Genomic DNA, 24,616 nt, shown 5'->3' with positions numbered 1-24,616 from the left:
AGGCGCTTCCGGATCAGCTGGGTAAGTTCTCAGCAGTGCCTTTCCCTTCTGGCTGATCCGATGGCGTTGAACGAATACAAGCCCGGTGCCGCCTTCCCCGGTGTAATTGGCCGAACCGCCGATGTGTCCACCCCGGCCTGGCCCGAGCCGAACCGCGCCCCGGACGGCAGTCCCAATGTGCTGTACATCGTCTTCGATGACATGGGCTTCGGCCAGCTCGGTTGCTACGGCAGTCCGATCGCCACACCGAACATCGATGCCCTGGCGGCCGATGGCCTGCGCTTCAGCAACATGCACACCACGGCGCTCTGCTCGCCATCGCGCTCCTGCTTGCTCACGGGCCGTAACCACCACTCCAACGGACTGGCCTGCATTACCGAAGGCTCGATGGGCTATCCCGGCTCCAACGGCTACATCCCCTTCGAGAACGGTTTCCTCTCCGAGATCCTGCTGCAGAAGGGCTACAACACCTATGCCGTGGGCAAGTGGCACCTCACCCCAGCAGAGGCCACCTCGGCGGCCGGCCCCTACGACCGCTGGCCCCTGGGACGGGGATTCGAGCGTTTCTACGGCTTCCTCGGGGGTGACACACACCAGTACTACCCGGAGCTGGTGCGTGACAACACCCAGGTGGAACCCCCCGCCACCCCCGAGCAGGGCTATCACCTCACGCCGGATCTAGTGGAGAAGGCCAAGGCGATGATTGCCGACGCCAAGCAGGTGGCCCCTAACAAGCCATTCTTCATGTACTTCTGCACCGGCGCCATGCATGCGCCGCACCATGTGCCGAAGGAATGGGCTGATAAATATAAGGGCAAGTTTGATGGTGGCTGGAATGCCTACCGTGAGCATACCTTTGCTCGCCAGAAAGAACTCGGCATCATCCCGGCTAACACGGTGCTCTCGCGCCACGATCCCGATGTGCAGGCTTGGGAAGGGCTTTCAGCGGATGAGAAGCGCCTCTATGCCCGCATGATGGAGGTGTTCGCCGGCTTCCTCGAGCACACCGACCATTACATCGGCGAGCTCATCAAGTTCCTGAAGGATCTGGGCGAATACGACAACACCCTGATCATGCTGATCTCCGACAACGGGGCCAGCTCCGAGGGAGGGCCCAGCGGTTCGGTGAACGAAGGTAAATTCTTCAACAACGTTCCCGACAATCTCGAGCAGAATCTAGCCGCCATCGATGACATCGGCGGTCCGAAGTATTTCAACCACTATCCCTGGGGCTGGACCCACGCCGGCAACACCCCCTTCCGGCGCTGGAAGCGCGAAACCTACCGAGGTGGCACCAGCGATCCCTTCATCGTGAGCTGGCCGAAGGGCCTGACGGCCAAGGGTGAGATTCGTAGCCAGTATTGTCACGCCATCGATTTGGTCCCCACCGTGCTCGATGCCCTCGGCCTTGAGGCACCTACGGCGATCCGGGGTGTGACTCAGAGCCCGATCGAGGGTTACAGCCTGCACAGCTGCTTCGACGCCGCCGCTGCTCCGAGCCTGCATCTCACCCAGTACTTCGAGATGTTTGGCCATCGCTCCCTGTATCACCAGGGCTGGCGGGCGGTCTGTCCCTGGCCGGGCACCTCATTCAGCGAATCCGGCCGCAGCTTCGGCGATCCGATCAGCTACGACCAGCTGATCCAACTCGATGCCCATGGCTGGGAGCTGTACAACCTTGAGGAGGATTTCGCCGAAACCAACAACCTGGCCGCCACGGAGCGGGATCGGCTGATCGCCATGATCGGCATGTGGTACGTGGAGGCCGGCAAGTACAACGTGCTGCCGATCGACAGCCGCGGTACCCAGCGTTTCATGACCGAGCGTCCCCAGATCGCCCTGGATCGGCAGCGCTACATCTATTACCCCGGCACTCAGGTGGTGCCAGGCAATGCCGCCCCACGCGTCTTGAACAGGTCCCATTCCATCTCCGTGGAGGTGATCGTGCCGGAGACGGGCGCCGACGGCGTGCTGTTCAGCATGGGCGGCAACGATGGCGGTTTCTCATTCTACGTGCAGAACGGAACGCTCACCTACGGCTACAACTACGTGGCCGACACCTACTTCCGGGTGACGTCCACGGCGCAGATCCCGAGTGGCCACCACATCCTGAGTATGGAATTCACCCCAACGGGTCCTGCCGACATCGCCAAGGGGAAAGGGACGCCGGCCCACATTGCCTTGTTCGTGGACGGGCAGCCGGTGGGTGAAGGGGATCTGCCGGTCACGATTCCCCTGAGCCTCGGCCTGGCGGCCGGGGTTGCCGTGGGCGCCGACCCCGGTTCCCCCACCATGCCGGACTACAAGCCCCCCTTCGCCTACGCCGGTGTGGTGAAGCGGGCGATGGTGGACGTCTCCGGTGAACCGGTGGAGCACCTGCAGGAGCAGATGCGCATGATCCTGGCGCGGCAGTGAGCCTGGTCTCTCTGGTGGCCACTGCGCTCGGGGCAGCCTTGCGTCTTAGGCCTGTTGAGCTGCTGGTCGGTGAGCTAGGCCACGGTCCGGCTTCACCTATCAATCACAGAGGTTTGCGAAGTGCCGGACGAAAGCCGATGGGACAAGGCCATTGGCTCATGGTTCGTGCCTTAATCGGTTGGATCGCTGCCGGCATGCTGCCGCTGACGGCTTCGCTCGCCCTTCTGCCCCCCGAAGGGCGAGCAGAAGAGGGCGCAGGCCAATCGGCAGGGACAACAAAGGATCCTGGCTTCGGCTCCCTTGCTTGCCCAGGTCCGGAATGCCTTTCCGTGGTTGCGGCCCCGGCAGTGTCTTCGACTCTTTCTCAGGCCTCGACTCCGACTCCTTCACCTGAATCCGTCCCCTCCACAGCTGAAAAGGAGAGCGCCGACAAGCCCCCTTCCACGTTCTGGAACCGCCCCACCCTCACCGGTGACTGGGGCGGCGATCGCAGCCAACTGGCGGAGAACGGGGGGACGCTGCGCCTCTACGCCACGGGCTTCTACCAGGGGCAGTGGTCTGGGGATCAGGGCAGCCTCAGTAAGCACGGCCAGGGGAAAGACTTCTTCACGGGCGGGCGGATCGATGCTCTGCTCGACCTCGACACCAGCCGGATGGGCCTCTGGCGTGGCGGGGGCTTCCACCTGCACCTGGAGCTGGAGGGCGGGCGGCTGCCTGGATTCCGCGGCGGCGCCCTCTGGCCCGTCACTACAAGCGCGGTGCTCCCTCTTGGCTCAGAGGAGGAGCTGGTGGCGAGTTCGCTTTATTACAGCCAGCGCTGGGGCGGCACCAGCCTGCTGCTCGGGAAGATCAACGTGATCGACCTGCTCGCCAACGATCCCTTCTTCGGGGGCTGGGGAATCGATCGTTTCATGAATCTGGCCTTCGTGGCTCCCCCCGATGGTTTGGTGCCGCCGGTGATCATGGGGGGGATTCTGTCCCAGCAGATCGGTGAGGTCAGTCTTTCGGCCATGGTGTTCGATCCGGCCGATCAGACCAACAACTACTGGGTGGAGGATCTGTTCGAAACTGGTGCCAATGTCTCGCTGTCGGCGCAGTGGAACGGAAAGGCCTGGAATCGGCCCTCCAATCTCGGCCTCACCTACACGTTCAGTACGGAGAAGAAGGTGGACCTGGAGCAGATCCTCCTGCCACCAGGCCTTCAGGACAACAGCGGTGTGAGCTATCCCAACAATCTGAGCCTCCAGTTCGGGCATACGCTCTTTCCCAGCAAGGTGAGACCCGGCAAGGGAATCGGGCTCTACGGGAAGCTGGCTGGAACCAGTGGCAACCCCAATCCGATCGGCTGGTCGTTCGTGGGCGGCATCAGTGGCGAGGGGATGTTCGCCAATCGCCCCTATGACAGCTTCGGTATCGGCGTTTACTACTACAACTGGAGCAAAGCTCTAGAGGACACAATCGATCCCTTTCTTCCCCTCGATAATGAGAAGGGGCTGGAGATCTACTACAGCTTTGCCATCACTCCCTGGTTCATCCTCACAGCCGACCTGCAGCTCATCGATCCAGCCAGGGCCAACTTCGCCACCGAAACCGTCGCCGGTCTCAGGGGCAAGATCACGTTCTGAACCTCGCTGGATCGAACGCGCGACGCCAGGCTGGTTGCTGCCTAAATGGCGGAGCCGTGAACCAAGCTGTGATGCCGCCCGCCTTGCGCTACGCCTACAGGGATCGCCCCCATCGGGGCGGGGAGAGCCGATACGCACATCATCTACAGCACCAGGGGTTCTGGCACCATCGGGGGATTCGACCCACCCCATCGCGATGGACCTCCGCCTTTCCACCCCCGGCGCCGCCAGGGCCGTTGCTCTTGGGCTTTTGGTGGCAGCGACGCCGACGCTGCCCGTGGGGGCCCTCGATGCCCTTCCCTCCTGGAGGGAAGGGCCCGCCAAACGGGCGATCCTCTCCTATGTGGAGCGGGTGAGCCGGCCTGGATCGCCCGACTACGTTCCCGCCGCTGAGCGCATCGCCACCTTTGACAACGACGGCACCCTCTGGCCCGAGAATCCGCTGCCGTTCCAGATGTTCTACGCCCTCGACACCCTGCGCGAACGGGTGAAGCAGGAACCGGCCCTGCGCGAGGACCCCATGGTGCAGGCGGCCCTGGGCGGCGATCTGGCCAGGTTGCTGGAGGGCCCACGCCACGAGGGCCTCCTGCGGGTGCTCGCGCTCACCCACGCCGGCATGACCACCGAGGAATTCCGGACATCGGTGCAACGCTGGCTCGCCACCGCCCGCCATCCGCGCTACGGCAGGCCCTATGACCAGCTCGCCTACCAACCGATGCTGGAGTTGTTGCGCCATCTGCGTGCCAAAGGCTTCAGCACGTTCATTGTTTCGGGTGGCGGCGCCGACTTCATGCGGGTGTGGAGCGAGCGGGTCTACGGCATCCCGCCCGAGCAGGTGGTGGGCTCCACGGCCCTCACCCGCTTTGAGCTGCGGCAGGGCCAGCCGGTGCTGGTGAAGTCCAGCGACCACCTGTTCGTGGACGACAAGGCGGGCAAACCCGTGGGCATTCATGCCTTCATCGGCCGCCGGCCGATCGCCGCCTTCGGCAATTCCGACGGCGATCTGCAGATGCTGCAATTCACCACCATGGCCAATCCGCGGCCCAGCTTCGGCCTGCTCGTGCATCACACCGACCCCCGCCGGGAGTACGCCTACGACGCCCATCCGACCAGCAGCGGCAAGCTCGTGGAGGCCCTGCGGCAGGCACCGGAGCGTGGCTGGGTGGTGGTGGACATGGCCAAGGACTGGGCCGTGCTCTTTCCCCAGCCATGAACGACTGTCTCTCTGTGCCCCCAATCACCGCGTTCCTGCTTGATCTGCGCTCCGGCCTAGGCGCCGCGGTTTTCCCGGATGGGTGGAAGAAACTGGAAGGTCCGAATTGTGAGTACAACGGCCAGAGAGGTGATCAGGCCCGAAGGCTCCTGTCACAAACGACATGCTGGCCGTCGAATGGATCACCTTCGACACATGCCATGTCAACGGTGCTTGAGCGGTTGCCGCTGAAGAGAGGGACTTCCCTTTAAATCTTGCGCAGATCCTGTTGAGGTTGAGGGGTGATGGCCGCCAGTATCCCCGCCCTGTCCAGCGCCGGTAGGCGACGGGGCTGGTTCCGTGTGGCTGGCGGAGCGGTGGGAACGGAGTTTTGAATCGAGCTATTGGAAGACACTCGCCCCATGGAGGTCCCGGGGCGGGCGCAGGGAGCAAGGAGGGGCGCTGGCTGTCAAAGGAAGTACAGCGCCCCATGGGCCTCAAGTGGAGCCGATTGAGGCCGCGATCTTCTCCATCACCTGGCCAACCGTGAAGCTGGCCGCCTTCTGCCGCGGTGGGAACTCCTTGAAGGTTTCAAGCAGCTTGCCCACGAAGGGCTGCGCGGGGATCATCAGGTAGCAGTGATCCAGATACCAGTCGTAGTAGGTGTTTGAGGTGATGTCGGCCCGCTCATAGGGATCGGTGAGCAGGTTGAACAGTTTCGGACAGCGCAGCACGGTTAAGGGTTCGGCCCACACCTGCAGGGTGCCGGGGCAGCGCTGCTCCATGAAGATGATTTTCCAGTTGTCGAAGCGAAGCGCTGTGAGGTCTCCGTCGTCGGAGAAGTAGAAGAATTCCTGCCGCGGGCTCTTGTCGGTCTCGCCCGTCCAGTAGTCGAGCATGTTGTACCCATCGAGATGCACTTTGTAGGTGCGATTGCCGGCTGCATAGCCAGCCAGGAGTTTTTCCTTGACATCACTTTCACCCGCAGCGGCAAGCAAAGTGGGAAGCCAGTCGAGGTGGCTGACGATTCCGGTGAACAGGGTGCCGGGCTCGATGTGCCCGGGCCAGCGCACCAGCGCGGGCACCCGGTAGGCCCCTTCCCAGTTGGTGTTCTTCTCACTGCGAAACGGGGTCATGCCGGCATCGGGCCAGCTGTTCATGTGGGGGCCGTTGTCGGTGCTGTACATCACGATGGTGTCGTCGGTGACGCCCAGCTCATCGAGCAGGTTGAGCATCTCGCCGATGCACTCATCGTGATAGATCATCACGTCGTGATACTCCGACTGCCAGCGCCCGGAACGGCCGATGTCCTGGGCGCGTGCGTGGGTGCGGAAGTGCATGTGGGTCGTGTTGAACCACACAAAGAACGGTTCCCCTGATGCCACCGCATCACGGATGAAGCGCTTGGCCTCAGTTATGAACTCTTCGTCGCAGTTCTCCATCCGTTTTTTGGTGAGCGGCCCGGTATTTTCGATCCGCTGGGTGCCATCCTCATTGGCCCAACAATGCAATACACCGCGGGGGCCAAAGTTCTTCTTGAAGTTTGGAAAGTCTTCCGGCTTGGGATAATCCCGTTGCTCCGGTTCTTCCTCGGCATTGAGATGATACAGGTTGCCGAAGAACTCATCGAAGCCGTGCATCGTCGGCAGATGTTCGTCCTGGTCGCCGAAGTGGTTCTTGCCGAACTGGCCAGTGCGGTAGCCGAGGGGCTTGAGCAGGCCGGCGATGGTGGGATCCTCTGGCCGAAAGCCGAGCGGGGCACCAGGCATGCCCACCTTGCTGAGGCCGGTGCGGAACACGTTCTGGCCGGAGATGAAGGCGGCCCGGCCCGCGGTGCAGCTCTGCTCGGCGTAGTAATGGATGAAGCGGCCACCTTCTTTGGCGACCCGGTCGATGTTGGGGGTCTGATAGCCCATCAGCCCATCGCTGTAGCAGCTCAGGTTGCTCTGGCCGACGTCGTCGCCCCAGAGGATGAGGATGTTGGGTTGGCCTTTGGGCATGACAGGGGGAGGGGAGCGGGTGCCTGAGGGTCAGTCTGCTCACCAAGGCAAAATCAGTCCATACAAAAAGTGCAGTTCTCAACCCAATCCCATGCTCAGCTTCGGCTCCCCCTCGAGCTGACCCAGTTGGCGCCAGGGGCGCTCCGGAGCGATCTGCTCCACTCCCATGGCCAGACCCTTCCCGCCGCCGCGGTTCTTTGGCATGGCAACCCGTGGGGAGGTGCCTCTCACCGCCACGGGCCGGCGCTCGCTGGCGGTCCTGGCGATCGATCCGGCCCGTTTCCAGCAGGAGGCCATGGGACTGGGGCATACCTGCCTCGATGAGCAGGTGTTCCGCTCCAACTGGCTGCCGATCGAGACGGTGGGATTTCAGCGGCTGTGCCGCCATTTACACCAGCTGTTTGCATTCTCGGAAGTGCCCTCCCCGCATCTGAGCTGGCCTTCGAGGCAGGATCGGCTGCAGAAGGATCTGCTCCCCCTGCTGGTGGAAACACTGGCCCACTCAGCAGGGGGCGGCTCCCGCTTGCCGAGGCTTCCAGCGCGGATCGAGATTGTCAAGCAGGCCCAGGGCTGGATGGCCCTGCACCCGGGCCAGGTGATCAGCCTCGATGGGATCTGCCAGGAGGTGTGCACCAGCCGGCGCAGCCTGATTCAGGGTTTTTCAGGACCACCTCGGCATGGGACCGATGGCCTTTCTCAAGCTGCAGCGGCTCCATGGTGTTCGCCCTGGGCTGCTGGAGGCCCAGCCGGGGGCCGCGACGATCTCAGGGCTGGCGGCCTCCTGGGGCTTCCTCAATCCGGGGCACTTCGCCCGGGATTGCCGCCGCTTGTTCGGGGAGCTCCCCAGCGCCACGCTCTCCCGCAGCCCTGGGTTCGCTGGCCGGAGGCACGGCACAGCGGTCGACCACTGCTCCGCCTGGTCCGGTTGACGCTGGAGGGGGCGCAAACACACTGGCCCAGTCGTCGCGCATGCTCACCACCGTCCAGCCCCGCCGGGGCGCCTCGCTCAAGGCCCGATCGAGATGGCCGAAGGCGGATTGGCGGTCGTAGGCCACCTCCCGCTCGGGATCGTCGTGGTGAACGATCACCCCCAGACGTGGTCCCGGCAGGCTGGTGGTCCACTCCAGCATCTCCAGATCACCGTCGGAGTTGCCGAAGGCAGCTGATCGGCCTGCGGCCGATCAGCTGCTCGATCAGGATCGGCTTCATGGCCCGATCGGCGACCGTCTGCACCTCGCTCTGGCGCAGGATCACCGGCAACCCGCCGCGCAGGGCGTAGGTGGTGCCGATGCTGGAGCCGATCACCTGCTCCGGCGGGATTCCATACGCCTCCTCGGCGAACACCCGCATGAACTCCACGCCGCCGGCCGAAACGATGTAGGTACGGAAACCATGGGCGCGCAGGTGCTCGAGCAGCTCCCGCATCGGTTGATAGGTCAGGGCGGTGTAAGGCCGCTGCAGGGTCGGGTGGCAGGCGCTGTCCAGCCACTCGCGCACCAGGTCGCGGAACACATCGGTGCTCATGCCGGCATGGGTGATCCCCACCAGTTCCAGCAGATCCTTGATGCCCATGGTGAGTACGGCTTCACCGTTACCGGCTGCAGCCGCCGCGGCGATGATCGGATTGGTGGCGAGCTTGGGCTGCTGGGCCACCATGGCGCGGGCCCGCTCGATCGCGAAGGCCAGCTGCACGTACATCGGCTGCTCCGACCAGAGCGTTCCGTCGTTGTCGAAGACCGCGATGCGCTCCTCGGGCGGCAGATAGCTCTCTCCCCCCGGCTGGCTGACGCTGGCGACGAAGGCCAGGATCCGCGATCTGGTGGCACCGTCGCGCCAGGAAGGGAGGGGCTGAGCGGACCCTGCGGCGGTGGCCTGGCTGGCCATGGCAGACGCCAAAGGGGACATCATCGCCAGGCTTAGCAGACTTCCGGCAGCCGCCGCCAGGACCCGCGTCAGCACACCGTTTCCCTTCCTGCGTCCGCGAACAGCCGCTGCAGGGGCGGCAGCAGGGCTTCCAGGGCACGGCCGCGATGGCCTACACGGCGCTTGAGCTCTGGTGTCATCTGGGCAAAGCTCAGGCCCGTTTCAGGTACCAGGAACACCGGGTCGTAGCCGAAGCCGCCCTCCCCGCAGGGGGCGTCGAGGATCTCACCCATGCAGACGCCCTCCACCTCCAGCACCGTCTGGCCGCTGGGATCAGCCAGGGCCAGGGCTGCCGTGAACCGGGCCCGACGGTTGGGTTCCCCCGCCAGTGCCTCCAGCAAGCGGGTGATTCGCTCGGGGTCGGTGGGGGCATAGCGGGCGGAGTGGATGCCGGGCGCCCCGCCGAGGGCGTCCACACTCAGACCCGAATCATCGGCCAGCGCCCAGTGCCCCGTGAGCCGCGCCACGGCTTCAGCTTTGAGGCGGGCGTTGGCGGCAAAGCTGTCGCCGGTTTCCTCCACCTCCAGGCCCTGGGGCTGGCTGCGCACCTCCAGATCCAGCTCCGGGCCCTCAGTGGCCAGCAGTGCCGTGAATTCCCTGAGCTTGCCGGCATTGCCGCTGGCGATCACCAGCACCTTCGGCGCCGGCTGGGGGCTGGAGTCGCTCATGCCGCTTCGGCAAACTGGCGGGCCCACGCCAGGATCTCACCCACCCGCTCCCCGCTCGGGGCTTCGCTGTAGAGGCGCAGCAGCGGTTCGGTGCCGGAGAAGCGCAGCATCAGCCAGTGGCTGGCCCCGAGGCGCAACTTCACCCCATCGGTGCTCACCACCTCCTGCACCGGCCAGCCGGCCACGCTGATGGGGGGCTCCTGGGCCAGCTGGCGCTCCAGCCGCTGCCGGCTGGCCATGTCCCGCAGGCGCAGGTCGAGCCGGTCGTAGGCGCTGGCGCCGCCGTGGTCGGCCTGCAGCCGGTCGAGGCGCTCGCCCAGGGGCAGGCCGCCTTCCACGAGGGCCTCCAGCACCAGCAGGGCGGCGAAGAGGGCGTCCCGCTCGGGCAGGTGCAGGCCGAAGCCGACCCCGCCCGATTCCTCGCCGCCCACCAGCACCCCACCGGCGAGCATCTCGCTGGCGATGTACTTGAAGCCCACCGGCTTCTCGATCACAGGCCGTCCGAGACCCTCCGCCACCAGTTGCATCAGGTCGGAGCCGCTCACCGTCTTGACCACGGCGCCCGGCAGGGCCCGGGCCCGGGCCAGGTGATCGATCAACAGGGGCATCAGCAGCTGGGTGCTGCAGTAGCGGCCCCGCTCATCAATGGCGGCGATGCGGTCACCGTCGCCGTCGAAGACGATCCCCACCGCTGGCCGGCCGGCTTCGCCGCTGGCCCGCACCGCGGCGATCAGCTCCTGCAGGTAGGGCGCCAAGGGCTCGGGCGGGTGGCCGCCGAAGAGCGGATCACGCCAGGAGCGGATCTCCTCGATGCAGTCGTCGCCTGAGCCGTCCGCTACGCCACCGGCACTTCCCTCACCGCTCTGTGATCCGGTCCCCAGCAGGGCCGGCAGCCCACCGGCGGCCGAGCCGTGCATGGGATCCACGATCACCCGCAGACCCATCGACTCCAGCCCAAGGCGCAGGGCGCCTGTATCCACCAGCTGGCGCAGGCCCGCCAGGTAGCCGCTCCAGCCATCGAAGCGTGGGGTGTCGCCGGGGATCGGCACGGTGATGCCCCCCGCCTCCAGGCGCTTCTCCACGGCGGCGGTGAAGGCCTCCTCCACCGAGCCGCCGAAATGACCCTTGATCTTCAGGCCGATCCACTCAGGGGGGTTGTGGCTGGCGGTGATCACCAGAGCCCCGAGGGAGCCCCGCTCCACCACCGCCCAGCTGCAGGCGGGTGTGGGCACGGCTGAATCGGTGAGCACCGGCTCGAGATCGGCGCCGCGCACGGCGCTGGCAATGGCTTCGGCCAGCTCCGGTGCCAGGAAGCGGCGGTCGTAGCCGATCACCACCTCGCGGCTGTTGAGTTGCGCCGGCGCGGCGCGTTCCAGCTCGCGGGCTGCGGCCGCGGCCACCACCAACAGGCGTTCCAGGGTCACATCGACGCCGAGGATGCCGCGCCAGCCGTCGGTGCCGAAACGGATGGGACTGGGCTCCAGGGGCAGGGGGGCAGAAGGCATGGGGGCAGCGGGGTTCAGTAGCTCGTAGCAGCAGTCCGGCTGGCCTGGGGTTCAGCGGGTGCCGGCCTGGCGGCAGGCCACCGCCCGCCGTAGTCTGCCGCCATGTCTGCTGAACCGTCCAACCGGCTGGTGAGCGACCGGTTGCTGCGCAGCTGGCTGCGCTGTCGGCGCCGTGCCTGGCTCGATCGCCACGGGGATCCGGGGCAGCGGCTGTGGAGCGCCCACCGGGCCCTTCAGCTCGACGATCAGCAGCGCTGTTTTGTGAGCTTGCTGCAGCAGCAGCCCCTGGCCGGCGAAGCCGCCTGCGTGGCCGGTGCTCCCGCAGTGGTAGGCGTGCGCCTCAGGGGCCGGGGGCCCGCCGGCCTGGAACTGGAGGCCCATCCACCGCTGTTGCAGCGCTGCAGTGGCGAGAGCCGCTGGGGGGCCTACGCCTACCAGCCGGTGATGGCCCGTCAGGGCCGAAGGCTCACCCGGGAGCACCGGTTGGTGATGGGCCTCTGGGGAACGTTGCTCTCGGGCTGGCAGCAGGGGGCGGTCAGCCATGGCCTGGTGGTGGCCATGGGCTCCGGGCGCCTGGAGCGGGAGCGGCTGGCGCTGGGGGAGGGGCTGCAGCGCCAGCTGGAGGAGGCCCTGCCCAAAGTGGCGGCAGACCTGGCGCGCCCCCAGCCGCCACCGCTGGTGAGCGACCGCAAGAAGTGCGTGCTCTGCTCCTGGCGAGGTCTCTGCGACCGCGAAGCCGCCCTGCAGGGCCACCTCAGCGAGGTGAGCGGCATCGGCGCCAAGCGGCGGGAGCTCCTGATCGAGCTGGGCCTGCCCCAGCTCAGTGCCCTGGCCGCGGCCGACTCCGAAGCCCTGGCCGATGCCCTGGAGGTGCACGGGGAGCAGCACCGCGAGGTGGCGGCGCGGCTGGTGGCCCAAGCCCGCGTGCAGCAGCGGGGGGAACCCCTGCGCCTGCCGCCGGAGCCCCACCAGCCGACCACCGCCCTGCCCGAGCTGGCCAGCGCCAGCGGGGTGCTCGTCTACGACATCGAATCCGACCCAGACGCCCGCGACGACTTCCTGCATGGCTTCCTGCGCATCGAGCGGGGGGCCGATGGCCGCTGGCCCGAGGGGCAAGCGGCTGACATCGGCCGCTACAGGCCGCTGCTGGCCCTGCACGAGCACGGCGAGGCCAGGCTCTGGCAGCGTCTGCGCCGGTTGCTGGCGGCCACCCCCTCCGACTGGCCCCTACTCCACTACGGCGAAACCGAATCGATTGCGCTGGTGCGTCTGGCCCAGCGCCAGGGGGCCAGCGAGCGGGAACTGGCAGACCTGCGCAAGCGCCTGGTGGACCTGCACCAGCGGCTGCGGCGCCACTGGCTGCTGCCGGTCAACAGCTATGGCCTCAAGGCGGTGGCGGGCTGGCTGGGCTTTGCCTGGAGCCAGAAGGGGGTGGATGGCGCTCGCTGCCTGCTCTGGTGGCGCCATTGGCGGGGGGATGGCACACCGGAGGGCCGAGGCAGCCTCCATGGCCTGCGCCGGATCTTCCGCTACAACCACGACGACGGCCTGGCCACCTGGGCGGTGGCCCACTGGCTGCTCACTCAGGACGCCGCGCCGCCTGCCCCCACCGGTGGAGCCACCACCCCCGTGGGCTCGGAGATCTCCAGGCCGATCCCTTCGCCGGCCAGCAGCAGCGGTTCCAGCAGCGCCTGACGCCGCACCAGGGCCAGCCCCAGCCACAGGCTGGTGCCATCGGGCCCGGCATTCAGCCGCAGGCTGGAGGTGATCCGTCCGGCCCGCTCAGCACTGGGAGTGCGCAGCACCGCCCCCGGCAGCGGTGAAGGCCCGTCGCTGACGCTGCCTGCGGCCGGCTCCGCCCAGCACCAGCGCCGCAGCTGTTGCTTGACGCCGTCGTAGGTGGCCAGCTTGGCCAGGGTTTCCTGGCCCACGTAGCAACCCTTGCTCAGGCTGACCCGGTCCGCCAGACCGAGCTCGAAGGGGTTTACCTCTTCGCTGATTTCATTGGGGGCCAGCGGTCGCCCCTGGCTGAGGCGCCAGCGCTCGCTCTCGATCGGCCCCAGGGTCGGGAGGGCCTCCAGCTCAGCGGGGAGCTCGTCCCCCTCCCTGAGCACCAGCCGCTGGCCGGGCAGGGACCAGCCCGCGGCAGGTGCGGCGGGCGCCTCCAGGGATCCAGCTGCTTCCAGCCCTTCCAGACAGACCAGCGTTCCGGCCAACAGCGGCCCCAGGTTCACCTGATCGGCGGGGAAGAGCACCCGGTCAAGGGCCTGGTGGATGGCGGCCCCATCGCCGGCGGTGATCACCAGCCAGGCCCCGCTGGCCTCCACCAGCACCTCGGCCAGGCCGCGCACCCGGCCGGTGGGGGTGAGACAACAGGTGGCCAGGCACTGGCCGGGCTGGGCCCGCTCCAGATCCTGGCTGCTCTGGCCATGGAGAAAGCGCAGGCTGTCGGGCCCCTCAAGGTGCACCAGGCTCACGGGCTGCTCCCAGCGGCTGGGGCTGGCAGGCCGCCAGTCCCAGGGGCCTGGGGGGGTGGAGCGGTTCAGGTCCATGGCGGGCTCAGCGATGGACTCACCCTTGCAAAGTCTGAGCCGCGGCGGCAATCTCCTCCAGCAGGAAGAGGCTGCGCAGCTCCAGGCCCGCCGCTGTCATGGCCTCCAGACCCCCCTCCTGGCGATCAACGATTGTGACCACCCGCTCCACGACGTAGCCGGCCTCGCGCAGCTGCTCCACGGCCTTGAGCGAGGACCCCCCTGTGGTCACCACGTCTTCAAGCACGGTGATGCGGCCCCCTGCGGCGGGCAGGGGGCCCTCCAGCCAGGCGCCGGTGCCGTGCCCCTTGGCCTGCTTGCGCACGATCAGAGCGTCGAGGGGCAGCCCCGCCTGGGCAGCCGCCATCGCCACGCCACTCACCAGGGGATCGGCGCCGAGGGTGAGGCCGGCCACTGCCGCGGCACCCTCCTCCACCTGCTCCAGCAGGGCCATGGCCAGCAGAGCCAGCCCGTGGCCGCTGAGGCTCACCGGCTTGCAGTTCACGTAGTGGTCGCTGCTGCGACCCGACGCCAGGGTGAACTGGCCGTGGCGGTAGGCCCTGGTGGCCAACAGCTCCAGCAGCAGCTGGTGGCGCTCAGTGACGGTGGCGGGGATGGGTGGCAGGGTCATCGGGGGGGCAGTGTCATCCGGGGGGCAGTGTCATCGGAGCTGAGGGCTGGCGAGGGAGTGGGGCTGGCGGCAGCGCTCAGGCCAGGGCCCCTGGCAGAAGACGGCCCGGCGGCCTAGTTTGCGCGATGATCAGGGAGCTTGGCTCCACCCATTGCCCAGTCGGTCCCCTGTGCCATGAACAGTCACCACGTCACCACCGCTGGCGTCACACCTGTCGCCACCAGGCCTGAGGCTGCCGCATCAGTCGGCGCCATGGTTGCTCTGGCATCTGGGGTCCTGGCAGCGGGAGTGCTGGCAGTGCTTCCCGCAGCCCCGGCACTGGCGGGTCCGGTGATCTGCACCACCACCCTCGAGGCTCCCCTAGCCGGCACCGGCAACAGCACCCAGCCGCTCAGTGCCCCGGTGGAGGTCACCCGTTGCGGTGAGATTCAGACCACTGCCGAACTCTTCCAGGAGCGGGCCTACACCTGGCGCTCCACCTTCGCCCGTGGGGTCAGCCTCACCAACCAGATCACCGACATCCTCGGCATTGCCATGGGCGGTCCACAGGGCAACCGTGTGATGGGGCTGGGCTTCCCCGAGCAGGCCATCGTCTGGGATTCCTCCGCCATCAGCAACACCACAGCAGCCCTGCTGGAGGAGCAGAGCGCTCCCATGCCCTGGCGCAATGCCGACCTCCCCTCAATCTTTACCGCCAGCCTTCAGACGGCCCCCATCTCGGCGCCTGTGGAAGCGGCGCAGCCGGGGGCGAATGATTTCCCTGTGGCATGGCCCGTTGAGAGTGCTCCCGTGCGCGGCCTCTGGTAAGTCCAGAGGCCTTCCGGGGGTCTAGCAATCTGGTGAATGCAGCGGGCTCATAATCCGCTTAAGGCGAGTTCGATCCTCGCGACCCCCATGGCTCAGACGATCACCAGCTCACACCATGGAGCTTCGGCAGTGGTGCCGTCTGGCTGGTGACGGCGAACAGCCTGGGGATGTTATGGCTGTTGTAAACGCGGAATTCACTCACCAGCGAGGTCCCTTCCTCGCGCACCGCCTGGTTGAGCACCAGCGAGCCGTCGGGATCCGATACCGAGCGGTGGAAGGTGCCGGGGGGGATGCGCAGGATGTCGCCGCCAGTGTCGAGGCGGACGATGTGGAAAGGGTAGTTCCAGCCCAGATTGACCAGAAAAAAGGTGCGTCCGCCGTGCATCGCCAGCAGGTTGTCCTCCTGGTGGGGATGGAGATAGAACTGCCAGGATCCGGTTTCCGGGTCGTCGGGGGGACTCACCGCCGGGCCGGTGTGCACCACCAGATCCCGGGCGTTGGAGGTGGGCACCGTGATGTCGAAGAAGCGCACCGCCGGGGTGTCACGGAATTTCTCGTAAGGAATCAGTTCGAACATCGGGGCCGGCCTGGGCCCTTTCTGTTCACTGTTACGGAGCAAGGATGCGGCCATGGCGGCAACCGCCGGCACCGAAGGCCTGGCGATGTGAAGTCTCTCCATTGAACAGAAGAGCGGTCCCGATCAACGTGCAGGACGCTACGGAACAGGTCCCTGCGGACAGAAGCCGATCCGGTCGTGCCAGGTCTGGCCAGCATTGTTTGAATGGATGTGCACTGGAGTTCTACGCCTTGTCCGATCGCCTGACCTCCTGCCCCACCGCGCCCCTGGCCTGGCTGTCGCTCCGCCCCATGCCCCTGCTGCTGGCCGCTGGACTCGGCCTGGTCGCGGTGGCGGCACCGGCCCTGGCACAGTCCCGGCCCGCCGGTCGGCCCACGGTCTCGGTGCCTGATTTCAAGAACACCGTCACCCAGCAGGCCTGGTGGTGGCAGGGACCCGTGGCCACCGATCTGGCGGCGATGCTCTCCAATGAGCTCCAGGCCACCGGCGACATCCAGGTGGTGGAGCGCAACAACATCAAGGCGGTACTTTCCGAACAGGAGCTCGCTGAACTGGGCATCGTGCGCAAGAGCGCCAATTCCGCTCAGCGTGGGCAGATGACCGGGGCCCGCTACATCGTGCTCGGTACGGTCAGCTCCTACGAGACCAACGTCGAGAGCAAGACCTCCGGCAGCAACTTCGGCCTGCTGGGCTTCGGCACCGACAAGCAGCAGGCCGAAACCAAGGACTACGTGGCGATCGACGTGCGAGTGGTGGACAGCACCACCGGTGAGGTGGTGGGCCAGCGCACGGTGGAGGGGCGGGCCAGCAACACCGCCGCCGCCCGTGAAGACGGGGTGAACCTGCTGCCGGCCGCCGGTCTGGCACTCTTCCTGGCCCCCAACATGGGTCGTACCGGTCAGGGTCTCACCGCGGCTGCCGGCACCCTGCGCTTCGGCTCCAACAGCTCCGAGGCCCAACGCACTCCGGCCGCCAAGGCGATCCGAGCCGCCCTGATCGATGCCTCCAGTTATGTGAGCTGCCTGCTGGTGCCCAAGGGGAACTGCATGGCCGACTTCAACGCCCAGGAGCAGCAGCGGCGGGAGCGCACCCGTGGGGTGTTGCAGCTGGAGTGACCCTGGGCCCTGGGTTGAAGCGGGCTGCTCAGCGGGGTTTCATGTTGAGCAGCTGGGCGCCGTAATCGGCGGTGAAGGCGGCCTGGAGCTGCCAGGCGCGCAACAGCGTCTTAGCCACTTGGCGCAGCTCTTCAACGTCGTCGCAGTTGTCGATGGCGCGGGCGTGCACGGCCATGGAGAACTGGCGCGAGAGGGAAAGGGGGTCGTTCATCACGCCTCTTTACATTGCATTACAAACAGAGACTGGCGTCCCATGGGGCGGCTTGCCGTACCACCCCTCCCCAGGCCCGTTCAGAATGGGATAGGCATCTCCACATCCGCTGGTGGGGGCGCGCAGCTTTCCACCCGCTCCAGCACCACCTGGCCGATCACCACGATCGAGGGGGAGCCATAGCCCTCGGCTTCGGCCGCATCGGCCAGCTCCCCCAGGCAGCTCACCAGCAGCCGCTGGCCGCTGACCGTCCCCTGCTGGATCACCGCCGCCGGCGTCTCTGGCGCCAGCGCACCGGCGATCAGCTCATCGCAGATGCGGCGGAGGTTGTGCAGGCCCATGTAAATCACCAGCCCATCGCTGCTGCGCGCCAGGCCCTGCCAGTCGACCCCGGGGCGACCCTTGTCGATCTCCTCGTGGCCGGTCACGAAGGTGACGCTGGAGCCCGCTTTCCTGTGGGTGATGGGGATGCCGGCGTAGGCCGGCGCGGCGATGCCGGCGGTGACGCCCGGCACCACCTGCACCGGCACCCCATGGCTGGCCAGGTGGGCCGCTTCCTCGCCGCCTCGGCCGAACAGGAAGGGATCGCCACCCTTGAGGCGCACGATCGTGCGGTGGCGCCGGGCCAGGTCCACCAGCACGGCATTGGTGCTGGGTTGGGGCACGGAATGGTGCCCCCGGCGCTTGCCCACGAAGTGGCGCTCACAGTCCACCGGCGTCAGCTCCAGCAGGGCCGTGGGCACAAGGGAGTCGTAGACGAGGGCATCGCAGCACTGCAGCAGCCGGTGGGCCTTGAGGGTGATCAGTTCCGGATCACCCGGGCCGGCGCCCACCAGATAGACCGTGCCCAGCAGATCAGCCGCTGGCAGAGCAGGATCCTCACTGCCGACACTCATGGCAGGGCCCCGAGCTGATCGAGCAGCAGGGTGCGGAAGCGCCGGCGCTGCAGCAGCGGCGCCCCCAGGGCCGCGGGCAGGCTCTCGGTGAGCCGGTTCGCGGCCAGGGCAAGGGGGAGGGCAGCGCCGCGGATCGCCAGGGCAAGGTCCTCAAGTTCTGTCGCAGTGTATGGAGCGGCTTGACAAGTCGCTGCGCAGCAGCGCTCCAGATGGGCCAGATAGCGGTCGGCCACGCCCGCCTCCAGCGGGTGATGCAGCAGCAGCGGCGGGGCCCCGAGGCCGTGGCTGGCCGCCTGCTGAGCCAGTGCCGCCAGCTCGTCGGCGAGTGCCCCCTGCCAGCTGGGCCAGGCCCCCAGGAAGGGAAGCCGCCGCAGGGGGCCGCGCTGGCGGCAGGCCGCCGCGATCGCCGGGATGTCGTGACGCACGTGGTTGCCGGGCAGCAGCAGCAGGGGCACCAGGGTGAGCGGCCGCTGGGGCTGCCCCGGCCCAGGGGCGGTTTCAGGTTGAGCCGGGTTGCCGCTGAGGGTCTGCAGTCGCACCGGAGCGCGCCGGCGCTGCTCCAGCTCGCCGGCCAGGGCCTGCAGCTCCTCGGGAACCACCCCCCCGGCGCGGCCATGGACCACCAGCAGCAGCGGGCAGCGCGGCAGGGCGGCCAGCCGGCGCCGGGCCCGGGCCTCTGCACCGGGGTCGAGGGGGCGGTCCAGCACCAGCTCCAGCCCCCGGCGGGCGTTGGGCAGGCGGGCGAGCAGATCCACGGCCTGGGAGGCCAGGGGGGCGTCGAGGTCGGTGCAGAGCTCCTGCAGCAGCTGCTGCAGCGCCGCCTGGGGCCAGACGCTCAGCCCCACCGCCAGGCCCTCCAGGGCCGCGCGACGCCATGGGGAGGGGCCGGCCTGGCGGGCCTGTTGCTCAAGCAGGCCAAAGTCAAGCCGGTCCCGTTGGTGCCCGATCAGCGGCAGCAGGGCCGGATCAGGCCGCTCGGCCACGGCTGCGCGCAGCAGGGCGGCGCAGGCGGGATCGCGGCGGCGGCCGATCAGATCCAGCAGCTCCCGCCGCTGGGCCAGCACAGCTGGCTCACTGGAGGGGGGCAGGGTCAGCCACCAGCGCAGCAGCCGGACCGATCCAGCTCCATCGAGCTTCTCCACCAGCACCGCCATCAGGTCGCTGGCGACAGGCAGCGCGCCCTGCTCAAGGGCCTCCAGCCAGGGATCTGTGGCCACCGCCTCCGAGCGCCTGAGACGCTGGAGCCAGGGCCAGCGCTCCGGGCTGCCTTCGGGCGGCACTTGGGAGGGCAGGGGTGTCAAAAGGCTCGTTCCTGCGCCATCAGCTGGATCCACCGGCCTGATCTGGGCAACAAAGTGTCTCCATTGATACGTTTTATGGGGCGGAGCTGGTGCGCTGCCGCCGCTCGCTTTAGCAAGGAATCAGACACAGCCTTCAGCACGAGGACGCCATGGACCAGGCCCACGCCAGCACAGAACCTTCGACCCATCGTGAAGACTGTGCCCGCAGCGGTGGCAAGCCCAGGGCTCCGTTGCCCTCCAGTTTCGCCGAGGTCAAGAAGCAGCAACTTGTCTTCACCCTGGTGGGCCAGTTGGCCGAAGCTCAGTTCGTTCGCGCCGATCGGGAACTCACCCGCCGGCTCTGGCAGGAAGTGGCGGCACTGGAGATCGATCCCGCGCGCGTCACCGCCCTGCTCTACGGCGGTCAGGCCTGCGACGACCGCCAGGCCCTGATGGAGCTGGATGCGAGCTGGAGTGAGCCTGTTGCCGTTGAGCCCCGGCGCGGCTTCCGCTGGGGTTGGGGTGGCTCCGCGCCCCGCCAGGGCAGCCTCAGCACGCCGCCGCACGCTGGCGGGCGCCGTAGTGCTCCACCAGCAACGCCTCCAGCACGTCGGGCAGCTGGCTGAGGGGCACGCCTTTGTCGTGCAGGGCCGCCAGTTTCGGATTGGCGTCCATGGCGCCACCGAGAAAGATCTTGACGGCTTCCACCATCTGGCCATCCACCCGGGTCTTGGCGCCCATCAGGCCGATCTGGCCCATATAAGGCTGACCGCAGGCATTGGGGCAGCCGGTCCAGTGGGTGCGCACCCCATGGGGCAACTCCAGCCGCCGCTCCAGTTCGTCGACCACCGCCTGGGCGGTGCTCTTGGTGGGAATGAGCGCGAAGCTGCAGTAACGGTTGCCGGTGCAGCTCACCGCTTCGGCCTGCAGGGGGCCAGGAGTCGCCTGGAAGTGCTCCAGCAGAGGCTCCACCAGCAGGGCATCCAGCTGGCCTTCGGGCACATGGGCGATCAGGGCGTTCTGGCTCTCGCTCAGCCGCAGTTCGCCCGTGCCGTAGGTCCTGGCCAGGCGGGCCAGTTCAGCCATGCTGCCGGCCTCCAGCCGGCCCATCGGCACGTTCAGTCCCACCCAGTGCAGGCCCTCTTGTTTCTGAGCGTGGACCCCGCAGATGTCCCGTGGGGCCCGACTCACCAGATGGGAGCCGTCGTGGGTGGGGGTGGCGTCGGCCTCCTCGACGCCCACGAACTCCGCGAAGGTGTCCAGCACCTGGGCGCGGTAGTCCTCCAGGCCGAGGGCGTCGATGAGATACATCAAGCGGGTCTTGTTGCGGTTCTCGCGGCTGCCCTCCCGCTCGTAGTGGCGCAGCAGCGCAAGGCTGAAGGCCGGCAACTGCTCGCCCCGCAGCCACAGCCCCAGGGGGATGGCCAGTTCGTTGCGCTGGGCTGAGAAGAAGCCCCCCACCATCACCGTGAATCCCAGCTCATCGCCGTGATGGGCCGGCAGGAAGGCCAGATCGTTGTGCAGCAGGAAGCTGTCGGGCGCTCCGCCCACAGCCACGTTGAACTTGCGGGGCAGGTTGCGCGGACCCTCGGGCCCCAGCAGGGCCTCCTGGATCGCCTCCACCAGGGGGCGGGTGTCGAGGAATTCCTCTGGATCGAGGCCCGCCAGGGGATTGCCGGTGACGTTGCGGGGGTTGTCGTGACCCGACTGGCGACTGGTGAGCCCCACCGACTCCAGGGCGGTCATCAGTGGAGCCATGTCCTCCAGCAGCAGGCCCCGCAGCTGGATGTTCTGGCGGGTGGTGATATCGGCGCTGCCGTGCTCTCCGCAGCGATCGACCACATCGGCCAGCACCTCCAGCTGATCGGCGCTGAGCACGCCGTTGGGCAGGCGCAGGCGCACCATGAAACGCCCCGGCGTCACGGGCCTGAAGAAGATGCCCAGCCACTTGAGATGGATGGTGAGGGTGGCCTCATCCAGGGATTCCCATCCTTCCGCTCCCAGTTCCGCCAGGCGCGGGGCCAGATCCAACCCGCAGGCTTCGGCCTTGGCCTTCTCCACCTTGTTCAGCTTCACGCCGGTGGTGGCCTGGTTGCCAGGCCCTGCGGAGGATGGTTGGGTTGAGGTCACGGATGCTCCCGAACACTGAGGCCTGAGCGCTTAGCGTCTCAGCAAGAGCCGCTTTTTCGTGTTGCAGGTGGTACCAAACAGGGTTCAAGAGCGGGTCTGTGGGGAGGTGCCGAGGCGGCCGGCGCTGGCTCCAGATGCGCTGCGGTTCCGGGAGCTGCTGGCCAAGGTGGGCAGCGGCGAGCACACCAGCACCGGCCTGACCCGAGCCGAGGCCCGTGAGGCCATGGATCTGATGCTAATGGGAGAGATCAGCGACGCCCAGCTGGGGGCCTTTCTGATCGCCCACCGCATTCGCCGGCCGTCACCGATCGAGCTCACCGGCATGCTCGACAGCTACCGGCTGCTGGGCCCCAGCCTCAGGAGCCCGGGGCGCAAGCCCCTCTGCTTCGGTGTCCCCTACGACGGCCGCAACCGCACGGCACCGGTGCTGCCCCTGCTGGCCCTGGTGCTGGCGGCGGCGGATCAACCGGTGGTGCTGCATGGCGGCGATCCCATGCCCGTGAAGTACGGCGTCACCCTGGTGGAGTTGTTCGCAGCCCTGGGACTCGAATGGCGGGGCCTGAGCCTGGAGGCGGTGCAGCAGCGGCTGGATCGCCACGGCCTGGCCCTCACCCACCAGCCTGAACACTTTCCCCGCGCTCAGCGCTTGCTGCCCGTGCGCGACGCCATCGGCAAACGGCCGCCGGTGGCCAGCCTGGAGTTGCTCTGGACTCCACACCAGGGAGAGCACCTGCTGGTGAGTGGCTTCGTGCATCCCCCTACCGAAAGCCGTGCCTGGGAGGCCCTGGGTCATGCCGGCGAAACCGATGTGTACACGGTCAAGGGCCTGGAAGGCTCCACCGACCTGCCCACCAACAGGGCCGGCATCACCGCCCGTCTCCGCCACGGGGCCATGCATCGGATCCTGCTGCATCCCCGCGACCACGGCATCACCGCCCAGGAGGTGGGCTGGCAGAACCTGGAGATCTGGCGCGATCAGGCCCTGGCGGCCCTGGTGGGGGTGGGCCCCCTGGCCGATGCCCTGCTCTGGAACCTGGCGGTGTACTGGTGGCAGGCCGACCGCTGCGACTGCCTCGAAGCCGGACTGGAGCAGGCCAGGGCCCTGCTGGCGGCCCGCAGTGGTGAGCGCTTGCGCCAGGAGCTTTCGGCATGAGCCTGCACGACCGTTGCTTCGCCTTCGAGGCCGATTTCGTGGCTGATCTGCGCTGCCTGCCGATGGCCGTGCGCCGCAAGCTCGATCTCGCCGGCGTCAAGCTCAAGTTGAGCCATTGGCATGGCCTCGACCCCAGCGAGCGGGCCGAGCTGCTGGCGTGGCCGGATCACCCTGGAGCGATCAGTGATCTGCGGGGCTGGCTGGAGCGGCGTACCGCCAAGCTTGCCGATGGCCCCGCCAGCAGGATCGAACCAGCCGCCGGCGTCGACTGGCAGCAGAGAGACGACATTCCCGAGCGGCTGCAGGCCGCCTGCGCCCAGCTGGGCGCGTCCCTGGAGCCCAGGCAGTGGCAGTCGCTGGATGAACTGCAGCGCTTTGCCCTGGCCAAGCTCAGCCATCCCGGTCACGAGCACCGAAATCTTCCCCGGGCCCTGCGGGAGTTCGGCCTTTAGGGGTGGAGAACCTTCGTCACACCCTTTGGTTGGTATCAACAAACACCCCGAGAGGTAGCCATTAGTGATGATGTAGGCGAGCTGGTCAGCCTGAGCGCCAGCGTCACCCCCGGTTCGGTGCGCTTGATTGCGGAGCCCGTCCGGATTGCGATTCGTCGCAGCCCGACACTGTCCCCAACCGTTCCAGGCTCCATGTCAGATCTTTCACGCCGCAGATTTCTCATCACCGCTGCCGGCACGGCCGCAGGTGCTGTTTGGTTGAGTGCCTGCGGTGGTAAGAAGCCAGAAACCACTTCCGCTCCGGCCGCTTCCGGGTCCAGTGATTCAGAGGTGAAAGGGGCCACCCTGGGGTTCATTGCCCTCACAGACTGCGCCCCTTTGGTCATCGCCAAGGAGAAGGGATTCTTCGCCAAGCACGGCATGCCCGATGTGAAGGTGGTGAAGCAGACCTCCTGGGCGGCCACCCGAGACAACCTGGAGCTGGGTTCAGATGGCGGTGGCATCGACGGTGCCCATATCCTTTCGCCGATGCCCCTGCTGCTCACGGCAGGCACGATCACCAAGTCCAACCAGCCGTTGCCGATGGTGACCCTGGCGCGCTTGAACCTGCAGGGCCAGGGCTTCTCCGTCTCCAAGGACTTTCTGGCCAACAAACTCACGATTGACAACAAGGCCGGCCTGGAGGCAGCCGTTGCGGTTGCTGCTGAGAAAGGCAAGAAGTTCAAGGCAGCGGTGACATTCCCAGGCGGGAACCATGACCTTTGGATGCGTTACTGGCTGTCGGCCAACGGCATCGATCCCAACAAGTCAGCCGACCTGGTGGTGGTTCCGCCACCGCAGATGGTGGCGAACATGCAGACCGGCACCATGGACACGTTCTGCGTGGGCGAGCCCTGGAACCAGCGGCTTGTCAACAAGAAGCTGGGCTACACAGCCGCCCAGACCGGAGAGTTCTGGAAGCTCCATCCGGAGAAGGCCTTCTCGATGCGGGCCGACTGGGTGGAGAAGAACCCCAAGGCGACCCAGGCCCTGCTGCAGGGCGTTCTGGAAGCCCAGATGTGGTGCGACGATCCCGCCAACCTTGATGAGATGTGCGCGATCCTCGCCAAGGACAAGTACATCAAAGCGTCTGTCAAAGACATCCGTCCCCGCTTGGCAGGTGATGTGGACTACGGCGATGGCCGGGTGGTGAAGAATAGCCCGTTCAAGATGCGCTTCTGGGAGAATAGCGCCTCCTTCCCCTACAAGAGCCACGACCAGTGGTTCGTGGTTGAAGATATCCGCTGGGGCTATCTGCCGGCCAGTACCGACATCGATGCGCTGGTGAACAAGGTGAACCGGGCCGATATCTGGAAGGAGGCCGCTAAGGCCATCGGCCAGGAGAAGGCGATCCCGGCCAGTGATTCCCGCGGCAAGGAAACCTTCTTCGATGGCGTGGTCTTCGATCCCGAGAATCCCAAGGCATACCTCGACGCCCTGAAGATCAAAGCCCTGGCCTGAACTGA

The 24,616-nt window shown here is 67.1% G+C and carries 23 protein-coding genes and 1 tRNA gene; 12 read left to right on the top strand and 12 right to left on the bottom strand.

Going from position 1 to position 24,616, the window contains the following annotated elements; translation table 11 throughout:
• Positions 1 to 60: 60 nt before the first annotated feature.
• The 3 genes from KBY67_RS05290 to KBY67_RS05280 all read left to right on the top strand — a co-directional run bounded on the left by KBY67_RS05290 (position 61) and on the right by KBY67_RS05280 (position 5,253).
• Entirely contained in the window at positions 61 to 2,415 is a 2,355-nt protein-coding gene (locus tag KBY67_RS05290) for an arylsulfatase (RefSeq protein ID WP_255109478.1), read from the top strand.
• Between the two features lie 347 nt (positions 2,416 to 2,762).
• The gene (locus tag KBY67_RS05285; protein WP_255109476.1) at positions 2,763 to 4,040 is read left to right on the top strand and encodes a carbohydrate porin; all 1,278 of its coding nucleotides are present in this window, start codon (positions 2,763 to 2,765) and stop codon (positions 4,038 to 4,040) included.
• 196 nt (positions 4,041 to 4,236) lie between these two features.
• A complete protein-coding gene (locus KBY67_RS05280) occupies positions 4,237 to 5,253 on the top strand; it encodes an HAD family phosphatase (RefSeq protein WP_255109474.1) in 1,017 nt (338 codons plus the stop codon).
• Between the two features lie 476 nt (positions 5,254 to 5,729).
• On the opposite strand, the gene KBY67_RS05275 is transcribed toward KBY67_RS05280, so the two are convergent.
• Together KBY67_RS05275 and KBY67_RS05270 are read right to left on the bottom strand one after the other, a co-directional pair.
• Positions 5,730 to 7,232, bottom strand: a complete 1,503-nt coding sequence (locus KBY67_RS05275) for an arylsulfatase (protein WP_255109472.1) — start codon at positions 7,230 to 7,232, stop codon at positions 5,730 to 5,732.
• A gap of 78 nt (positions 7,233 to 7,310) precedes the next feature.
• Positions 7,311 to 7,436, bottom strand: a complete 126-nt coding sequence (locus KBY67_RS05270; RefSeq protein ID WP_255109471.1) for a hypothetical protein — start codon at positions 7,434 to 7,436, stop codon at positions 7,311 to 7,313.
• A 473-nt stretch (positions 7,437 to 7,909) separates the two neighbouring features.
• Here KBY67_RS05270 and KBY67_RS14890 point away from each other — a divergent pair, with 473 nt between their 5' ends.
• On the top strand, positions 7,910 to 8,161 hold the full coding sequence (locus KBY67_RS14890) for a helix-turn-helix domain-containing protein (protein ID WP_399213966.1): 252 nt from the start codon (positions 7,910 to 7,912) through the stop codon (positions 8,159 to 8,161).
• Between the two features lie 208 nt (positions 8,162 to 8,369).
• Here the strand turns inward: KBY67_RS14890 and KBY67_RS05260 are convergent, their stop codons facing one another.
• The 3 genes from KBY67_RS05260 to KBY67_RS05250 form a co-directional block, all read right to left on the bottom strand.
• Positions 8,370 to 9,116 (bottom strand): HAD family phosphatase, encoded by a 747-nt coding sequence (locus KBY67_RS05260; protein WP_255109467.1) that lies wholly within the window; start codon positions 9,114 to 9,116, stop codon positions 8,370 to 8,372.
• A gap of 68 nt (positions 9,117 to 9,184) precedes the next feature.
• Entirely contained in the window at positions 9,185 to 9,823 is a 639-nt protein-coding gene (rdgB, locus tag KBY67_RS05255) for an RdgB/HAM1 family non-canonical purine NTP pyrophosphatase (protein WP_255109465.1), read from the bottom strand.
• Complete coding sequence (locus KBY67_RS05250) at positions 9,820 to 11,328, bottom strand: phosphoglucomutase/phosphomannomutase family protein (RefSeq protein ID WP_255109463.1); 1,509 nt, start codon at positions 11,326 to 11,328, stop codon at positions 9,820 to 9,822. The genes rdgB and KBY67_RS05250 overlap by 4 nt, the downstream gene beginning before the upstream one ends.
• Before the next feature lie 102 nt (positions 11,329 to 11,430).
• On the opposite strand from KBY67_RS05250, the gene KBY67_RS05245 reads away from it, so the two are divergent.
• On the top strand, positions 11,431 to 13,023 hold the full coding sequence (locus tag KBY67_RS05245) for a TM0106 family RecB-like putative nuclease (protein ID WP_255109461.1): 1,593 nt from the start codon (positions 11,431 to 11,433) through the stop codon (positions 13,021 to 13,023).
• On the opposite strand, the gene KBY67_RS05240 is transcribed toward KBY67_RS05245, so the two are convergent.
• Positions 12,912 to 13,880: a folate-binding protein YgfZ gene (locus tag KBY67_RS05240; protein ID WP_255109459.1), complete on the bottom strand. Its 969-nt coding sequence runs from the start codon at positions 13,878 to 13,880 to the stop codon at positions 12,912 to 12,914. The genes KBY67_RS05245 and KBY67_RS05240 overlap by 112 nt on opposite strands.
• 19 nt (positions 13,881 to 13,899) lie before the next feature.
• Complete coding sequence (pyrE, locus tag KBY67_RS05235) at positions 13,900 to 14,490, bottom strand: orotate phosphoribosyltransferase (protein ID WP_255109457.1); 591 nt, start codon at positions 14,488 to 14,490, stop codon at positions 13,900 to 13,902.
• Between the two features lie 252 nt (positions 14,491 to 14,742).
• Here pyrE and KBY67_RS05230 point away from each other — a divergent pair, with 252 nt between their 5' ends.
• Positions 14,743 to 15,297: an occludin/ELL family protein gene (locus tag KBY67_RS05230; protein WP_255109455.1), complete on the top strand. Its 555-nt coding sequence runs from the start codon at positions 14,743 to 14,745 to the stop codon at positions 15,295 to 15,297.
• 15 nt (positions 15,298 to 15,312) lie between these two features.
• Positions 15,313 to 15,385 (top strand) — tRNA-Ile (locus KBY67_RS05225).
• Positions 15,386 to 15,397: 12 nt separating this feature from the next.
• Here KBY67_RS05225 and KBY67_RS05220 read toward each other — a convergent pair.
• Positions 15,398 to 15,874: a redox protein gene (locus tag KBY67_RS05220; RefSeq protein ID WP_255109453.1), complete on the bottom strand. Its 477-nt coding sequence runs from the start codon at positions 15,872 to 15,874 to the stop codon at positions 15,398 to 15,400.
• Positions 15,875 to 16,104: 230 nt separating this feature from the next.
• Between KBY67_RS05220 and KBY67_RS05215 the strand changes: the two genes are divergently transcribed.
• Complete coding sequence (locus KBY67_RS05215) at positions 16,105 to 16,989, top strand: CsgG/HfaB family protein (RefSeq protein WP_255109451.1); 885 nt, start codon at positions 16,105 to 16,107, stop codon at positions 16,987 to 16,989.
• Between the two features lie 28 nt (positions 16,990 to 17,017).
• Here KBY67_RS05215 and KBY67_RS05210 read toward each other — a convergent pair whose 3' ends face one another.
• The 3 genes from KBY67_RS05210 to KBY67_RS05200 form a co-directional block, all read right to left on the bottom strand.
• Complete coding sequence (locus KBY67_RS05210) at positions 17,018 to 17,200, bottom strand: hypothetical protein (protein WP_255109449.1); 183 nt, start codon at positions 17,198 to 17,200, stop codon at positions 17,018 to 17,020.
• Between the two features lie 80 nt (positions 17,201 to 17,280).
• A complete protein-coding gene (cobA, locus tag KBY67_RS05205; protein ID WP_255109447.1) occupies positions 17,281 to 18,096 on the bottom strand; it encodes a uroporphyrinogen-III C-methyltransferase in 816 nt (271 codons plus the stop codon).
• Entirely contained in the window at positions 18,093 to 19,397 is a 1,305-nt protein-coding gene (locus tag KBY67_RS05200; RefSeq protein WP_255109446.1) for a CbiX/SirB N-terminal domain-containing protein, read from the bottom strand. Before KBY67_RS05200 ends, cobA begins: the two co-directional genes overlap by 4 nt.
• 149 nt (positions 19,398 to 19,546) lie before the next feature.
• Here KBY67_RS05200 and KBY67_RS05195 point away from each other — a divergent pair, with 149 nt between their 5' ends.
• Positions 19,547 to 20,002, top strand: a complete 456-nt coding sequence (locus KBY67_RS05195; RefSeq protein WP_255109445.1) for a hypothetical protein — start codon at positions 19,547 to 19,549, stop codon at positions 20,000 to 20,002.
• Here KBY67_RS05195 and KBY67_RS05190 read toward each other — a convergent pair.
• A complete protein-coding gene (locus tag KBY67_RS05190) occupies positions 19,926 to 21,506 on the bottom strand; it encodes a ferredoxin--nitrite reductase (RefSeq protein WP_255109443.1) in 1,581 nt (526 codons plus the stop codon). The two genes, KBY67_RS05195 and KBY67_RS05190, sit on opposite strands and share 77 nt — an antisense overlap.
• Positions 21,507 to 21,630: 124 nt before the next feature.
• Between KBY67_RS05190 and KBY67_RS05185 the strand changes: the two genes are divergently transcribed.
• The 3 genes from KBY67_RS05185 (at position 21,631) to KBY67_RS05175 (ending at position 24,611) form a co-directional block, all read left to right on the top strand.
• Positions 21,631 to 22,659: an anthranilate phosphoribosyltransferase gene (locus KBY67_RS05185; RefSeq protein WP_255109592.1), complete on the top strand. Its 1,029-nt coding sequence runs from the start codon at positions 21,631 to 21,633 to the stop codon at positions 22,657 to 22,659.
• Positions 22,656 to 23,111 carry a nitrate reductase associated protein gene (locus KBY67_RS05180; protein WP_255109440.1) on the top strand — a complete coding sequence of 152 codons (456 nt, stop codon included), beginning with the start codon at positions 22,656 to 22,658 and terminating at the stop codon, positions 23,109 to 23,111. Before KBY67_RS05185 ends, KBY67_RS05180 begins: the two co-directional genes overlap by 4 nt.
• A gap of 192 nt (positions 23,112 to 23,303) precedes the next feature.
• Entirely contained in the window at positions 23,304 to 24,611 is a 1,308-nt protein-coding gene (locus KBY67_RS05175; RefSeq protein ID WP_255109439.1) for a CmpA/NrtA family ABC transporter substrate-binding protein, read from the top strand.
• Positions 24,612 to 24,616: the final 5 nt, after the last annotated feature.

Source organism: Synechococcus sp. RedBA-s, from assembly GCF_024345495.1.
Lineage (GTDB): Bacteria > Cyanobacteriota > Cyanobacteriia > PCC-6307 > Cyanobiaceae > Regnicoccus_A.
This window is presented reverse-complemented; position numbering and strand designations above follow the sequence as displayed.

Excerpts from the sequence above, each read along its gene's own strand:
- KBY67_RS05290 (WP_255109478.1), top strand. The coding sequence starts at position 61 with ATGGCGTTGAACGAATACAAGCCCGGTGCCGCCTTCCCCGGTGTAATT.
- KBY67_RS05280 (WP_255109474.1), top strand. The coding sequence starts at position 4,237 with ATGGACCTCCGCCTTTCCACCCCCGGCGCCGCCAGGGCCGTTGCTCTT.
- KBY67_RS05275 (WP_255109472.1), bottom strand. The coding sequence starts at position 7,232 with ATGCCCAAAGGCCAACCCAACATCCTCATCCTCTGGGGCGACGACGTC.
- KBY67_RS05270 (WP_255109471.1), bottom strand. The coding sequence starts at position 7,436 with ATGCCAAAGAACCGCGGCGGCGGGAAGGGTCTGGCCATGGGAGTGGAG.
- KBY67_RS14890 (WP_399213966.1), top strand. The coding sequence starts at position 7,910 with ATGGGACCGATGGCCTTTCTCAAGCTGCAGCGGCTCCATGGTGTTCGC.
- KBY67_RS05260 (WP_255109467.1), bottom strand. The coding sequence starts at position 9,116 with ATGGCCAGCCAGGCCACCGCCGCAGGGTCCGCTCAGCCCCTCCCTTCC.
- rdgB (WP_255109465.1), bottom strand. The coding sequence starts at position 9,823 with ATGAGCGACTCCAGCCCCCAGCCGGCGCCGAAGGTGCTGGTGATCGCC.
- KBY67_RS05250 (WP_255109463.1), bottom strand. The coding sequence starts at position 11,328 with ATGCCTTCTGCCCCCCTGCCCCTGGAGCCCAGTCCCATCCGTTTCGGC.
- KBY67_RS05245 (WP_255109461.1), top strand. The coding sequence starts at position 11,431 with ATGTCTGCTGAACCGTCCAACCGGCTGGTGAGCGACCGGTTGCTGCGC.
- KBY67_RS05240 (WP_255109459.1), bottom strand. The coding sequence starts at position 13,880 with ATGGACCTGAACCGCTCCACCCCCCCAGGCCCCTGGGACTGGCGGCCT.
- pyrE (WP_255109457.1), bottom strand. The coding sequence starts at position 14,490 with ATGACCCTGCCACCCATCCCCGCCACCGTCACTGAGCGCCACCAGCTG.
- KBY67_RS05230 (WP_255109455.1), top strand. The coding sequence starts at position 14,743 with ATGGTTGCTCTGGCATCTGGGGTCCTGGCAGCGGGAGTGCTGGCAGTG.
- KBY67_RS05220 (WP_255109453.1), bottom strand. The coding sequence starts at position 15,874 with ATGTTCGAACTGATTCCTTACGAGAAATTCCGTGACACCCCGGCGGTG.
- KBY67_RS05210 (WP_255109449.1), bottom strand. The coding sequence starts at position 17,200 with ATGAACGACCCCCTTTCCCTCTCGCGCCAGTTCTCCATGGCCGTGCAC.
- cobA (WP_255109447.1), bottom strand. The coding sequence starts at position 18,096 with ATGAGTGTCGGCAGTGAGGATCCTGCTCTGCCAGCGGCTGATCTGCTG.
- KBY67_RS05195 (WP_255109445.1), top strand. The coding sequence starts at position 19,547 with ATGGACCAGGCCCACGCCAGCACAGAACCTTCGACCCATCGTGAAGAC.
- KBY67_RS05180 (WP_255109440.1), top strand. The coding sequence starts at position 22,656 with ATGAGCCTGCACGACCGTTGCTTCGCCTTCGAGGCCGATTTCGTGGCT.
- KBY67_RS05175 (WP_255109439.1), top strand. The coding sequence starts at position 23,304 with ATGTCAGATCTTTCACGCCGCAGATTTCTCATCACCGCTGCCGGCACG.